Source organism: Phytomonospora sp. NPDC050363 (genome assembly GCF_040655735.1).
Lineage (GTDB): Bacteria > Actinomycetota > Actinomycetes > Mycobacteriales > Micromonosporaceae > Phytomonospora.
The window spans coordinates 76,733-90,332 of record NZ_JBFAKK010000017.1; the positions used below are offsets into that span (position 1 = coordinate 76,733).

Below are 13,600 nucleotides of genomic sequence, written 5' to 3' on the forward strand. Positions count from 1 at the left end.
ACACTCGCCCGGGGGCCGCATCACCGCGACCAGCGCCGATACGGCCTCCGTCGGTGACTTCCCTCGCTCATGAGAGCGCTTGTCAGCAACTCATCAGCCAATGCGCGTATCGTAGCCGGGTGCGTTTGCTTGAAAAGCTGCCCCCAAAGTGGCGATCTCTTGCCGAGGAGATCGTCAAATTCGGTTTGATCGGCGGCGTCAACACCGTCATCACCTTCGTGGTGTTCAACGCATTCCTCGGGATCGGCGCCATCAAGGCGACCGTCATCTCCACCGTGGTCGCGACCACGGCCTCGTACTTCCTCAACCGGCACTGGACCTACCGCCACCTGCCCAAGCAGGCCCTGCGGCGCGAATACATCCTCTTCGCGTTCTTCAACGGCGTCGGCATGCTCATCGACGCCGGCTTCATGGGCGTGGCGACCTACGGGCTCGGCTTCGACCCCAAGCGCGACGTCCTGGCCTACAACATCTTCAAGCTCGGCGCGCTCGGCATCGGCACCATCTTCCGCTTCTGGGCCTACCGCACCTTCGTGTTCGGCGCCACCAAGAGCGGCCCCAACGCCGCCGTCCTCGAAGACCCCACCCCCGTCTCGCCCGCTCCGGCCGGCGCGACCATGGTCGCCCCCGGCGGGCCGGTCACGCCCGAGGCCGCCGAGGCCGTCGACGACGCCTTCGCCGACATCCTCGCCGACGCGCAGACCGACACGTCCAGCTCCCAGCGCCTGCGATAACGTCCCGGCATGCCGCCGCTGTCGGGCAACGAGCCGCTCTGGTACTACGAGGACCTGCACCCGGGCCGCGTCTTCGACCTCGGCATCACCGTGGTCTCCGAAGAGGACATGCTCGCCTTCGCCGAACGCTTCGACCCGCAGTGGTACCACCTCGACGCCGAACTGGCCGCGGACGGGCCCTTCGGCGCGGTGACGGCCAGCGGCTGGTTCACCGCCTCGATCTTCATGCGCGCATACGTCGACAACGTCCTCGTCCACGCCGCCGCCGACGCCTCCCCCGGCGTCGAGGAGCTGCGCTGGCCCGCCCCCGTCTACGCCGGTGACGAGCTCGCCGGCAGCGTCGAGATCGTCGACCGCGGCCCTTCGCGGGCCCGGCCGGGTCTGGGGACCCTGACGCTGGCGGGATCGCTCACCAACGTCGAGAGCGGCCGGCAGGTGCTCCGTACGCGCTTTCGCGGATGGTTCGGCATGCGCGAGGGCACCGGGGCATAGAAAAACGCCGCCGGAGAGCTCCGACGGCGCCGTGTCACGAGTGCGGTGTTACGCGCACTGCGGGCCCTGGCTGTAGCAGCCGAGCAGGCGGCCGCCGTTGCAGTTGTCGTAGTAGCAGTAGTACAGGGTGGCACCGACGCACTTGCTGCGGCGGACCTCGCAAGGCGCGGCCTCGGCGGTGGCCTTCGGGGCCAGACGGGCGACCAGGGCGTCGCCGACACGGCTGAGCAGCTTCATTGGTTCTCCTTGAGTGAGCTGTCCTATGGACGGAAAGGACGAGCGGAAGCCTAAGATCATCGTCTACATCGGACCGCATAGCCGACCGCATACGGAACAGGTGTTCGCGCACGTCAAGTGGATCAAAATAAAGATCTTGCGGCCCGGCGGCAGCCCTCGGCACGATCAGCGCATCTCACTCGCCGCCGCCGAAATGCCGCGTGTTCCGCGGCCGCACGGCGAAACGCGCCGCGGGAACCCGCGACGCGTTCGGTGATCGTCCGTCTCAGCCGCGCATCGGCGGCTGCGTGGCCAGCGGCGGCTCGTCGTCGCCGGCGCCCATGCGCCGGTCGTGGTCCTCCTCCACCAGGCGGTACAGCGTCGACTGCGCGTTCTCCACCTGCGGCATGTCCTTGAGCACCTGCTGCCCGCGCTCACCGGCCGACTCCACCACCAGCGTCCCGAAGCGGAACATGCGCTCGATGACGCCCTGCTCGAAGGAGACATCGTTGATGCGGCCCAGCGGGATGTCGCGGCCCCGGCGGGTGACCACGCCCGTGCGCAGCAGGACGCGGTGGGTCGTGAAGACGTAATGGGTGGTGGCCCAGGTGACGTAGGGCGTGACGACCAGCCAGAGCATCAGCACGGCGATCAGACCCCAGCCCACGGCCTGCCCGACGGCACCCCAGGAGTCGGGCAGCGCGAGCAACCCCACCGTCCCGAACGCCGCGATCACCACGAACCACACGATCGGCATGAACAGTTCTTTCCAATGCGGATGCGTGTGGAGGATCAGTTCCTCGTCGTCCTGGAGAAGGTTGTTCGGGAAGCCCATGCTTGGCAACGTACCGTGCCGAAACCAGGCCCTCAAGCCGAACCGCGAGCGTGGGAGCGAGTGTCGAGCGTCCGGGTGAATCCGCCCTAAACCCACCCGCGGCGGGCGGCCTGCCAGCCCAGCTGGATGCGGGTGTCGACGCCGGCGACGTCCATGAGGTCGCGAACGCGGCGCTGGACGGTGCGCAGCCCGACGCCGAGGCGGGCGGCGATCGTCTGGTCGGTGAGGCCGGCCAGCAGCAGGGAGAGCAGCATGCGGTCCTCCTCGGAGCTGAAGGGCGCGCCCTCGTCCGACTGGGGCGCGGGGACGGCGTCGGACCAGACCTGCTCGAAGAGGGCGGCGGCGAGCGCGACGAGGGCGGGGTGCTCGGTGGCCAGGGCGACGGGCTGGGTGCCGGGTTCGGCGATGATGGCGGCGTCGTCGTCGGCGATGATGATCTTCAGGGGGACGGCGGCGGCGAAGCGGACCTCCTCGCCTCTGGCGGTGAGGTCGCGGATGCGGTCGACCTGGCCGGGGAGGTCGAGCATGGCCTTCTCGTAGACCATGCGGTAGCGGACGCCGCGGGCGAGCGCCTCGTCGTGGATGGTGAGGTCGGAGCGGGCGGTGACGCGGGGGGTGCGGATGAAGGCGCGCATCTGGCGCATCGAGCGGCGCTGCATCTGGTCTATGCGGGAGCGCAGGGCGACTTCGCCGGTGATGGTCTCGGCTTCGTCGCCGCCGAAGCGGCGCTGGGCGTCGCGGTAGGCGCTGACGAGGCCGTGGAGGGCGTCGTAGCCGTGTCGAAGCGCTTCGAAGCGGTCGGCGAGCAGGCCGCCGAGAGCGGCGTCGGGAGGGACGGCGGTGAAGGCGTCGTCGGCGTGCATGCGCGCCAGGCCGCGGTCGGTGAGGGTCAGCAGGAGGGCGCCGGCCTCACCGTCGTCGATGTCGAGGACGGTGGCGAGGGTCGCGGCGTCGGTGCGCCCGAGGTTCATCAGGGCGCGGTAGGCGCGCTCCTCCTCGGCCGCCAGGCCGATCGTCTGCAGTGAACGCTGACCGTTCCACTCTTCCGCCACGGCACCTCCCCGTATGCCCGGGAGCCAACCGTACTACCCGCCGGGGTCGCAACTCGGGTCTAGGAACATTCCAAAAAGGATCACGATAATCCGGTGGTAATCGTTGCAGCCGATACACAGTCGTTACCTGTCCACTGTGGGGCGGAGGTGGACGACGTCCGCCGCGGCGACGGCGGTGGGCCCTGCGGGGTGGTCGATGACGAGGCGCCCGTCGGCGTCGACGGTCGTGGCGCGGCCGAGGAGTTCGCCGCCGTCGGGGAGTTCGGCGCGGACATCGGCGCCCAGGGTGGCGCAGGCGGCGCGGTAGTCGGGGGCCAGTCCGCACGCCTCGGGGTCGCCGTCGGCGGCGGTCCAGGCGCGGTAGCGGTCTTCGAGGCGCGCGAGGAGTCCGGCGAGGATCTCGGCGCGGTCGGTGTTGCGCGCGCCGGCCAGGGCGAGGGAGCTCGCGTCGGCGCGGGGCAGTTCGGCGGCGGTCAGCGACACGTTGAGGCCGACGCCGAGGACCACGGCGGGGGGCTGGCGGCTGTCGGGGACGAACTCGGCGAGGATGCCGGCGCTCTTGCGGCGTTCGGGGCCGGCGAGGAGGTCGTTGGGCCACTTGAGCCAGGCCTCGGCCCCGGCGACCTCGCGGACGGTGTCGACGAGGGCGACGCCGGCCAGCAGCGGCAGCCACCCGAAGCGGAACGTCGGCACGGTCGGGCGCAGCAGGACGCTGACGGCGATGCCCGCGCCCGACGGGGACGTCCAGCCCCGGCCGAGCCTGCCGCGGCCGGCGGCCTGCCGGTCGGCGGTGACGACCATGCCCTCGGCGGCGCCTTCGCGGGCGAGGTCGGCGAGGTCGGCGTTGGTGGAGCCGGTCTCGGCCAGGACGCGCAGGCCGGTCCACATGCCGCCGGACAGGACGGCGGCGCGCAGGGTGGTCTCGTCGAGGGGTTCGCGTCCGGGTGTCGGCATGGGGCTATCTCATCACCCCCCGTTTCGCCGAGTGCGGGAACACCCCGGCAGGGTTTAGCGTCGTTGGATGTCACGGGGGACGGCCGTCAGGGCCGCGATCGCGCTCGGTTTACTCGCCGGGTTCTACGTCTACGCCCTGGCCTGGGCGGTGGGCATCGGCCTGCTCGCGTTGTGGGCGGTGCGCTCGTTCGGGGTGGTGCTCTCGCTGCCGGTGACGGTGGGGTGCGGGGTCGTCGCCTTCGGGGTGCTCGGCGGGCTGCTGGCCTCGCTGCGGAAGGTGCCCTTCGAGCCGGGCGGGCGGCCGCTGGGACGCGGGGAGGCGCCGGAGCTGTGGGAGTTCGTCGAGGAGACCGCCCGGCTGGCGGGGACGCGGCCGCCCGACGAGATCCACCTCGACGAGGACGTCAACGCCTGGGTGTGCGAGGTCGGCGGGCTGCTGGGGTTGCTGCCGGGAACGAGGCACCTGATGATCGGGCTGCCGTTCCTGTCGGCGCTGCCGCGCGGGGAGCTGCGGGCGATCGTGGCGCACGAGTGCGGGCACTACGTCGGGCATCACACGCGGCTGGGGCCGGTGACCCACCGCGCGCAGCTGGCGATCGGCCGGGTCGGCGAGCGCCTGCGCCGACAGTGGTGGAACCCGCTGGCGTGGCCGCTGGTGCCGTACGCGGTGGTGTTCGGGCTGGTGGCGACGGCGGTGTCGCGGCGGCAGGAGCTGGAGGCCGACCGGGCGGCGGCGGGGATCGCGGGCGCCGACGCGATGCGCGCGGCGCTGCGGGCGCTGCGGGTCGTCGGCGCGGGCTGGGACTTCTACCTGGGCGCCTACGTCTCCCACGGTCTGCCGCACGGGCTCGTCCCCAAGGGCGTGCTCACCGGCTTCCAGGAGATGTGGGACCACCGCCGCGAGTTCGTGGCGCGGCTGGAGACCGGCCTGCCGATCGAGCCGCCCGGCGTCTTCGACACCCACCCGCACCTCGGGGTCCGGCTCAAGGCCCTCGACGGACTTCCCGCCGAGGGGACGGTCGACGACGAGGGCGAGGCCCGTGACCTGCTGCCCGCAACGCTGTGGGAGGCCTGCGACGGGCTGGTCGTCGACCTCGACGGCCGCGAGCGCGTGGAATGGGCGGCGTTCACGACCCGCTCCTACGCGGCCGTGCAGCGCGAGATCGCCGAGGACGCCTACCGCTTCCTCGCCAACGAGACCGGCGTGAACCCGCCGACGCTGACGTCGGTCCTGTGGAACTACGAACGCGGCCGCGGGGAGGCGCTGCTGGCCAAGCTCGCCGGGCCGCTGTTCCCCTCGCACGGGCTCGCCGCGATCGTGCTGAGCGCCGCCTACGACTCCGACGCGCTCTACTACGCCCACCACTGGGGCGGCGCGCTGCGACTGATGCGGCAGGGCGTGCGCCTGTCGGCGGCCGTCGGCGAGCCGGTCACCGACCCGACGCCCACCGGCGGCTTCGACGACCTCGCCGCCGACGTCACCTACCGCGACACCGACTGGGACATGGCCGTCACCGTGCACGGCCTGCTGCTCATCCCCTTCGAGGGCCGCCAGCCCCCGAAAGGGCTCTCCGAGACCGGCCGCCCCTACCAGCGGCTGCGCGAACTCGTCGGCCGCAACAGCCCGCTCACCTACACCCGTCACGAGACCCTCTGGCTCCCCTACGCCCACTGGACCTCGGCACACGTCGAGAACGACAAGCCGCTGCGGCTGACCTTCGAGACCCGCGACGGCGCCCGCCACACCCTCGGCGAGCACTACGCGCCGATGCGTTTCGGTGAGCCCGCGCGCCTCCTGCGGACACGACTCGCCGCATACGGCATCGGTCGGTGACAGTACGATCGCGTGCGTGACCGAGCAGCCGAAGATCGACACGCACACCACGGCGGGCAAACTCGCCGACCTGCGATCCCGCCTCGACGCGGCCACGCACGCCGGCAGCGCACGCGCGGTCGAGAAGCAGCACGCGCGCGGCAAGAAGACCGCCCGCGAGCGCATCGCGATGCTCCTCGACGAAGGCTCCTTCGTCGAACTCGACGAGCTCGCCCGCCACCGGTCGACGAACTTCGGCATGGAGGCCAACCGGCCCTACGGCGACGGCGTCGTCACCGGCTACGGGACCATCGACGGCCGCCAGGTGTGCGTGTTCGCGCAGGACTTCACCGTCTTCGGCGGGTCCCTCGGGCAGGTCTTCGGCGAGAAGATCGTCAAGGTCATGGACCTCGCCGTCAAGACCGGCTGCCCCATCATCGGCATCAACGACTCCGGCGGCGCCCGCATCCAGGAAGGCGTGGTCTCCCTCGGGCTGTACGGGGAGATCTTCTTCCGCAACGTGCGCGCCTCGGGCGTCATCCCGCAGATCTCGCTGATCATGGGCCCCTGCGCCGGCGGCGCCGTGTACTCCCCCGCCGTCACCGACTTCACCGTGATGGTCGACAAGACCTCGCACATGTTCATCACCGGGCCCGACGTGATCAAGACCGTCACCGGCGAGGACGTCGGCATGGAGGATCTCGGCGGCGCGCGCACCCACAACGCGACCTCCGGCAACGCCCACCACCTCGCCGCCGACGAGGACGACGCCGTCGACTACGTCAAGCAGCTGCTGAGCTTCCTGCCGAGCAACAACTTCGACGAGGCCCCCGCCTTCGACGCCTCCGCGACGCTGGAGCGGTCGGACGAGGACCTCGCGCTCGACACGCTCATCCCCGACTCCGCCAACCAGCCCTACGACATGCACACCGTCATCGAGACCGTCCTCGACGACGGCGAGTTCTGCGAAGTGCAGCCGCTGTTCGCGCAGAACATCATCGTCGGCTTCGGCCGCGTCGACGGGCGCTCGGTCGGCGTCGTGGCCAACCAGCCCATGCACTTCGCCGGGTGCCTCGACATCGACGCCTCCGAGAAGGCCGCCCGCTTCGTGCGGACCTGCGACGCCTTCAACATCCCCGTGCTCACCTTCGTCGACGTCCCCGGCTTCCTCCCCGGCACCGACCAGGAGTGGAACGGCATCATCCGGCGCGGCGCGAAACTCATCTACGCCTACGCCGAGGCCACCGTCCCCAAAGTCACCGTCATCACCCGCAAGGCCTACGGCGGCGCCTACGACGTCATGGGCTCCAAACACCTCGGCGCCGACCTCAACCTCGCCTGGCCGACGGCACAGATCGCCGTCATGGGGGCCCAAGGCGCGGTGAACATCGTCTACCGCCGCGAACTCGCCGAAGCCGACGACGTCGACGCCCGCCGAGCGGAGCTGATCACCGAGTACGAAGACGCCCTGTGCAACCCGTACCTGGCGGCCGAGCGCGGGTACGTCGACGCGGTGGTGGAGCCCTCGGCGACGCGGGCGCACATCGTGCGGGGACTGCGGGCGCTGAGGACGAAGCGCGAGACGCTGCCGCCGAAGAAGCACGGAAACATTCCGTTGTAGTTGCGGCTGGTTAGTTGGTGGCGGGCTCGTTGGCGGCTGGCTCGTTGGTGGCGGGCTCGTTGGCGGCTGGCTCGTTGGCGGCTGGCTCGTTGGCGGCTGGCTCGTTGGCGGCTGGCTCGTTGGCGGCTGCGCCGCGGGCGCGCTTCGCACGCTTGCCGCTGGGCGCGGTGGCCCCCTCCGCCGTCTCGTGGGGGGACGGACGTGGGGAGACGGACGTGGGGGGACGGACGTGGGGGGTGGGGGACGGCTTTGGCGGCCCCGCGCCGTACGCGGCAGAGTTGGCGGGGCGCGGGGTCAGGGCGGGGCGGTTCGGCGTGGGTGGGGTGCGGGGTGCGGGGCTCTGCGCGGGGTGAGGGTGCTGTGGAAGGCGTGGGGCGCTTCGGTGGTGGCTCGCGAGCGGGGGCGCGCAGGGTGCGGGCTGGTGACGGCGGGCTGGTGACGGCGTCCGGCGGCTCGGGCGCTAGCGACGCTCCGCGTTGACTCGCCCCGTCTCGCTTCGCTCCACTGCTCTGGGTTTCGCGGCTCTGCCACCCCGCACCCCGCACCCCGCACCCCGCACCCCGCACCCCGCACCCCGCACCCCGCACCCCGCACCCCGCACCCCGCACCCCGCACCCCGCACCCACGAGTGTCAGCGCGGCCGTCGCCGCCGCACCGGCGGACGGCCGGCTCGACGACCGCGTGAGCGGCGACGCTCTCCGGTTCGGATTGAGGTTCGGACCAGCCATCGTGCGCACGGCCACCGCCCTCCGCGCCGTCTGAGCACCGACGCGTCCACGACCGATTCAGCGAGTGGCCGGTCCAACGATCGCGCGAGCGGCAGCGCGCTCGAGTTCGGGCTCGGCCCAGCCAGCATGTGCGGCCACCGCCCTCTTTGCCCTCGCAGTTCGCCTCCGACGGCGCTGCGGCTCTGCGCCACCCCGCCGCCCTCGCCCCGCCTCAGAGGCAACGCATGCGCTCGCTGTACTGGCGGGCGGACTGCACAAAGGCTGCGTGATGCATTGACCGCCCGGGCCAAGCGATCACACCTGCGGTCGGTTCACCGGTCCGCAGGTCGGCCGCCTCCCCCCTCGCACTCGCCGTTCACCTCGTCGCCCCACCGCAGCTCCACGCCACCCCGCCGCCGCACTTACCGTCGCCTCGCCGCACACCACGTGTCTCAACCCAGCGCCTGCACTCGCTGTAGCGGCGGGAGGCTCGCACGATCTCGACTTGGCCGTCGTGCGGCCGCTCGGGCGCCGCCCAACTCCACCGCCTCGCCCTCGCCCTCGCGTCTGCGTGCGCTCGCCGTACTGGCGGGCGGACTGCACAGAGGCTGCGCGATGCGCGTTTGCATCGGCCGCCCAGTCCCAGCCATCACACCTGCGGCCGCGGCCGCGTCTCCCTTCGGCCTCGCCTTTCATCTCGCCTCGCCACCGCGTGCTCCGTCGAACTGGCAGGGCGGCCGGCGCGACAGCCATGTGAACGGACCCCCACGCCCTCGCCCCAAAGCGTGAGCGAGCGCAGCCGTCCTGGTGCGCGCCGCACGGCGGATGCGCTGGCGACCATTGGTGCGCGGCGGCCACGAGCCCGGCCCGGCCCGGCTCCGCCATCGTGTGGGCCCCCGCCACTGGCCTGTCCCACCCCTGGTCCCACCCCTGCCCGTCACCCCGGCGCGCGCTCAAACGTCCGCGAGGGCGCTCGCCGCACCGGCCTGCGGCTGGACGGAGATCGCGTGGGCGACGCACGCGCACGACCTCGGCCGGGTACCACGTGCCTTCGCCGCGCTCGCCCCGCTCGTCCAATGTCCGCGGGCGCGCCCGCCCCAACCGCTCCCCCGCCCACCCGCCGCCACCCCCTCCCCGCACACCCCGTTCCCGACCACTCCCACCGTCGCCCGCTCGCGACCGCACGCACTGCGGTCGCCCCTCCCAGCCCACCCGTGTCAGTGGCTCATCTCGCCCGCGTGCTCCGGTAGCGTTTCGACAGGAACCATTTACCACTTGTTGCGAAATATTGGAGCCGCTCATGTCCCGACTCGACCATGACTGCGGAAGCAAGGCCAGTCGCCGTTATTCGATCTTGATTGATGTGGGCTATCTGTACGCCGCCGCCGCCGAAGTGCTGCTCGGGGCCACGTCCCGTCGCGAATACAAAGTGGATGCCGAGAAACTGATCGGCACTTTAATAGCCCGCGCCGCCGAGCGCCTCATGGACGGTGAGTTGCTGCGCGTCTACTGGTTCGACGCCGCGCGCGACCGTGTTCCCACCGTCGACCAGCGCGTCATCGCGCAAATGGACTTCGTGAAAGTCCGCCTGGGCAACCTGAACTCCCGCGGCCAGCAGAAGGGGGTCGACGCGATGATCCGCGCCGACCTCGAGCAGCTGGCCCGCCACCGCGCCATCAACGAGGCGATCCTGCTCGCCGGCGACGAGGACATGGTCCCCGCCGTCGAGATCGCCCAGGCCTACGGCGTGCGCGTGCACCTGTGGGGCGTCGAACCTCCCTACGGCACCAACCAGGCCGAACGCCTGGTGTGGGAGGCCGACACCGTTGAGATCCTCCCCGCCGACTTCTGCCGCGCCTACTTCACGAAGATCGGGACGGCGGCCGCCGGTGCGGCCCGCGTGGCCGCGGCCCCACAACCGGGCGAGGAGGTCGTCCCCGAGCCGGTGCTCGGTCCTCCCTCGCCCGCCTCGGTGTTCGGCGCCCGCCACTCGGTGGCGGTCACCATGAGCGCCGCCGACGCCTGGGACAACCTGGAGCGCGCCAAACCCAAGCTCACCACCAAGGAGGCCGCCGACCGCGCGGCGATCGAGGAGACCGGCGAGTACGTCGCCCACAAGTGGATCCTCACCCGGGGGCAGGACAACATAAGGGATCTCCTGCCCGGACCGACCCTGCCGACGGTCATCGACAAGGAGTTGCTCGTCGAGGCCGAGAAGACCCTGGGATACTCGCTGCGTGATCTTCCCGAGGCGCGCATCTGGGTGCGCGACGGCTTCTGGGACCGGGTCTACCGGGAGTTCGATCACGACGGCAAACCCTGGTAGGGAGTGAACATGCAGGTGGTGAGGGGCGAGGTCACGCCCGAGGAGCTGGCGGCACTCTACGTCGTGCTCGCCGCGCGGTCGCGCGCCGGCCAGGCCCCGCCCCCACCCCCGGCACGACCCTGGACCGACCCGGGCCTGCGCCTGGGCGCGGTCCGGTCCTGGCGCGCGAGCGGACTGCCCCGGTGACCGCCCGCTTCATCCTCGGCTCGGCCTCACCGGCCCGCCTGGGGCTGCTGAAGGCCGCCGGGCTCACGCCCGAGGTGATCGTCTCGGGCGTCGACGAGGAGGGCGTGACCGCCGCCGACGTCGCCGCGCTGACGGCCGAACTGGCCCGCATGAAGGCCGTCGACGTCGCCGCCCGCGTCGAGGGACCCGCCTACGTCCTCGGCTGCGACTCGCTGCTCGAACTCGACGGCCGCCCGTGCGGGAAGCCCGGCACGGCCGAGGAGGCCGTCGCGCGCTGGAAGTCCATGCGGGGCCGCTCGGGCGTCCTGCACACCGGGCACTGCCTCATCGACACCGCGAGCGGCCGCCGGCTGCTCGAAGTCGGCTCGACGACCGTGCACTTCGCGAAGATCTCCGACGAGGAACTGGCCGCCTACGTCGCCACCGGCGAGCCGCTGCACGTGGCCGGCGCGTTCACCATCGACGGCCACGCCGCACCGTTCGTCGAGCGCATCGAGGGCGACCACGGCAACGTCGTCGGCGTGTCCCTGCCCCTGCTGCGGCGCATGTTCGCCGAGCTCGGCGTGCCCGTGCACACCCTGTGGGGTCAGCGCCCGCCGGCCTGACGCAGCAGCGCCGCGATCGTGTCCTGCCCGCGCTCGCGGGCGTGCGACAGCGGCGTGACACCGTTGGAGTCGGCGAGGTTCACGTCGGCCCCGGCGTCGATGAGCAGACCCACGATCTCCTGGTACTGCCGGCCGCCGTCGCCGTAGACGATCGCCTCCAGCAGGCCCGTCCAGCCCAGGTCGTTGACGTGGTCCACCTTGATGCCCGTCTTGAGGACCTCGCGGACGTAGTCGACATGCCCGCGCTCGCAGGCCGGGATCAGCGCGATCCCGCCGAAGCGGTTGCGGATCGTCAGATCCGGCTCGGCCGGGAGCAGCGCGCGCATCATCCGCACGCTGCCGGTGACGCCGGTGACCAGCCACGGCGTGTCGTGGCGGTCGTCGAGGGCGTCCACATCGGCGCCGGCGGCGACCAGCGCGGCGGCCACGTCGACGTGGTCGTGCGTGGCCGCCAGCAGGAGCGGGGTGCGCTCGCGGCCGTCGCGGGTCTCCAGCTCGGCGCCGTCGGCGATGGCCGAGGTCAGCGCGGAGAGGTCGCCGTCGCGGGCGGCGGTGAGCAGGTCGGCGTTCGACATCGGATCGGCTTCCTTCGGCGTCGGGGACGGCTCGGCCGGCGCAGAGGAGCCCGCCGGCGACGGCGGTGCCACCGCGGGGTCACCGCACGCCACGAGCAACGGTACGGCCAGCGCGGCCGTGAGCAGGGCACGACGCGAATGTCCTCGGTTCATGCCCCAAGGCTGGCGCCCGGGACGGCCGACGGCGTCGGGGCCGGGGGCGACGCGGCGTTCATCCGATCGGACGACACGCCGATCCCGGCCGGGCTGCCGCTCGGGCCGTCACAACACGGAGATACGAGCTGAATAAGACTATTTCCGCCATTGCACATAAACCACCGTAGATGCGAAAGGAATACGTTTTCGAGCGTTCCATTGGGCGAATCCCTCACCGCGCGGCCGGCGGCGTACCCGGTGTGCGCGGCTCCCGATGTGCCTAAACGCCGGTGATCTTCCCCAGCCACCAGACCAGCCCTTCCCAGGACTGTTCGACGTCGGCGGAGTGCTCGTGCGCCTGGCGGAACTGGTGCGAGTAGGCGGCTATGTCGTCCAGCGCCCAGCGCCGCTCGTAGAAGGCGACCAGCTCCTCGGAGACCTCGTGGCCCGTGTCCCGCGTGTACCGCGCGCGAGCCTCGGCGTCGTCGGCGAGACCCATCCACAGGTCGCGTTCGGGCGGCGCGAGGCGCGCGGTGTCCCAGTCGATGAGCAGCAGGCGGCCGGCGGCGGTGAGGACGTTCCCGCGGTGCGGTTCGCCGTGCGTGATGACGAGATCGGTCGCGCCCGAGGCGATCCGGCCGGCGATCGCGTCGAATGCGGCCAGCGCTTCGCGGATCTCGCTCTCGTGCGCGGCCAGCAGCGCGCGGGTCTTCTCTCCGTACGGTCCGGTCTCCCAGGGGCGTGCGAGGTCGCCGAGGGCGGCGTCGAGGTGCGCGCGGTCGGCGAGGGCAGGGTCGTGGCGGGGCGGGGCCGCGACGTCGGGGGTGGCGTTGTGGAGTCGCGCCAGGACGGCGGCCATGTCGGCGCGCTGGGCGGGTGTGGGCACGTCGGAGAAGCGCCCCGACTCGGCCTCCACGAAGGGGAAGAGCGTCAGGGCGTAGCGGTCACGGAGTCGCACCGCGCTGTTACCGTCCTTAGTGGATAGAGGTGCCACGGCGAAGCCGAGGTCCGCGAGCGCCATGGCGGTGTCCATCGCCGCGCGCAGGGTCTCGTAGTCGGTGTGCGCGAGGTCGTTGGCCGTGACGAAGTGTCCCGGCGCGGTCCAGTGGTAGCCGCCGAAGCCGACGGGCGCGTAGGTCAGCGTCGTGTCGGCCAGGTCCCAGTGCTCGGTGAGGGCCGCGGCGAGTTCGCGCTCGCCGAGGTCGGCCGGTCGTTCCTGCATCGCGACACCATAGCTGCGTCCGGGCGGGACCAAAGACCTATTTTCGGTGCGGGACTGGCCGCCTGCGGGTTCGGCGACGCACAGTGGTGTCTCATGTACCGGTCCGAGAATCACGAGCCGGGGAGGT

General features: G+C 71.7%; 13 protein-coding genes. 7 read left to right on the top strand and 6 right to left on the bottom strand.

Annotated elements, in window-relative coordinates:
* Positions 1 to 119 precede the first annotated feature (119 nt).
* Together AB0I28_RS34345 and AB0I28_RS34350 are read left to right on the top strand one after the other, a co-directional pair.
* Positions 120 to 734 (top strand): GtrA family protein, encoded by a 615-nt coding sequence (locus AB0I28_RS34345; RefSeq protein WP_357499897.1) that lies wholly within the window; start codon positions 120 to 122, stop codon positions 732 to 734.
* Positions 735 to 743: 9 nt separating this feature from the next.
* On the top strand, positions 744 to 1,226 hold the full coding sequence (locus AB0I28_RS34350) for a MaoC/PaaZ C-terminal domain-containing protein (protein ID WP_357499898.1): 483 nt from the start codon (positions 744 to 746) through the stop codon (positions 1,224 to 1,226).
* A gap of 48 nt (positions 1,227 to 1,274) precedes the next feature.
* On the opposite strand, the gene AB0I28_RS34355 is transcribed toward AB0I28_RS34350, so the two are convergent.
* The 4 genes from AB0I28_RS34355 to AB0I28_RS34370 all read right to left on the bottom strand — a co-directional run bounded on the left by AB0I28_RS34355 (position 1,275) and on the right by AB0I28_RS34370 (position 4,283).
* Positions 1,275 to 1,463 (bottom strand): hypothetical protein, encoded by a 189-nt coding sequence (locus AB0I28_RS34355; RefSeq protein ID WP_357499899.1) that lies wholly within the window; start codon positions 1,461 to 1,463, stop codon positions 1,275 to 1,277.
* A 265-nt stretch (positions 1,464 to 1,728) separates the two neighbouring features.
* Positions 1,729 to 2,277, bottom strand: coding sequence for a PH domain-containing protein (locus tag AB0I28_RS34360; RefSeq protein ID WP_357499900.1), 549 nt, complete (start codon positions 2,275 to 2,277; stop codon positions 1,729 to 1,731).
* Positions 2,278 to 2,363: 86 nt separating this feature from the next.
* On the bottom strand, positions 2,364 to 3,329 hold the full coding sequence (locus tag AB0I28_RS34365; RefSeq protein ID WP_357499901.1) for a helix-turn-helix domain-containing protein: 966 nt from the start codon (positions 3,327 to 3,329) through the stop codon (positions 2,364 to 2,366).
* Positions 3,330 to 3,452: 123 nt separating this feature from the next.
* Entirely contained in the window at positions 3,453 to 4,283 is an 831-nt protein-coding gene (locus AB0I28_RS34370) for a biotin--[acetyl-CoA-carboxylase] ligase (RefSeq protein ID WP_357499902.1), read from the bottom strand.
* 67 nt (positions 4,284 to 4,350) lie between these two features.
* Between AB0I28_RS34370 and AB0I28_RS34375 the strand changes: the two genes are divergently transcribed.
* The 5 genes from AB0I28_RS34375 (at position 4,351) to AB0I28_RS34395 (ending at position 11,541) form a co-directional block, all read left to right on the top strand.
* Entirely contained in the window at positions 4,351 to 6,117 is a 1,767-nt protein-coding gene (locus AB0I28_RS34375; RefSeq protein WP_357499903.1) for a M48 family metallopeptidase, read from the top strand.
* Positions 6,118 to 6,133: 16 nt separating this feature from the next.
* Positions 6,134 to 7,717, top strand: coding sequence for an acyl-CoA carboxylase subunit beta (locus AB0I28_RS34380; RefSeq protein ID WP_357499904.1), 1,584 nt, complete (start codon positions 6,134 to 6,136; stop codon positions 7,715 to 7,717).
* A gap of 2,007 nt (positions 7,718 to 9,724) precedes the next feature.
* Positions 9,725 to 10,750, top strand: coding sequence for an NYN domain-containing protein (locus tag AB0I28_RS34385; RefSeq protein ID WP_357499905.1), 1,026 nt, complete (start codon positions 9,725 to 9,727; stop codon positions 10,748 to 10,750).
* A gap of 9 nt (positions 10,751 to 10,759) precedes the next feature.
* The gene (locus AB0I28_RS34390) at positions 10,760 to 10,936 is read left to right on the top strand and encodes an acyl-CoA carboxylase subunit epsilon (protein WP_357499906.1); all 177 of its coding nucleotides are present in this window, start codon (positions 10,760 to 10,762) and stop codon (positions 10,934 to 10,936) included.
* Complete coding sequence (locus AB0I28_RS34395; protein ID WP_357499969.1) at positions 10,909 to 11,541, top strand: nucleoside triphosphate pyrophosphatase; 633 nt, start codon at positions 10,909 to 10,911, stop codon at positions 11,539 to 11,541. The genes AB0I28_RS34390 and AB0I28_RS34395 overlap by 28 nt, the downstream gene beginning before the upstream one ends.
* Here the strand turns inward: AB0I28_RS34395 and AB0I28_RS34400 are convergent.
* Positions 11,523 to 12,269 carry an ankyrin repeat domain-containing protein gene (locus AB0I28_RS34400; RefSeq protein ID WP_357499907.1) on the bottom strand — a complete coding sequence of 249 codons (747 nt, stop codon included), beginning with the start codon at positions 12,267 to 12,269 and terminating at the stop codon, positions 11,523 to 11,525. The two genes, AB0I28_RS34395 and AB0I28_RS34400, sit on opposite strands and share 19 nt — an antisense overlap.
* A 262-nt stretch (positions 12,270 to 12,531) precedes the next feature.
* Entirely contained in the window at positions 12,532 to 13,473 is a 942-nt protein-coding gene (locus AB0I28_RS34405; RefSeq protein WP_357499908.1) for a phosphotransferase, read from the bottom strand.
* Between the last annotated feature and the right edge of the window lie 127 nt (positions 13,474 to 13,600).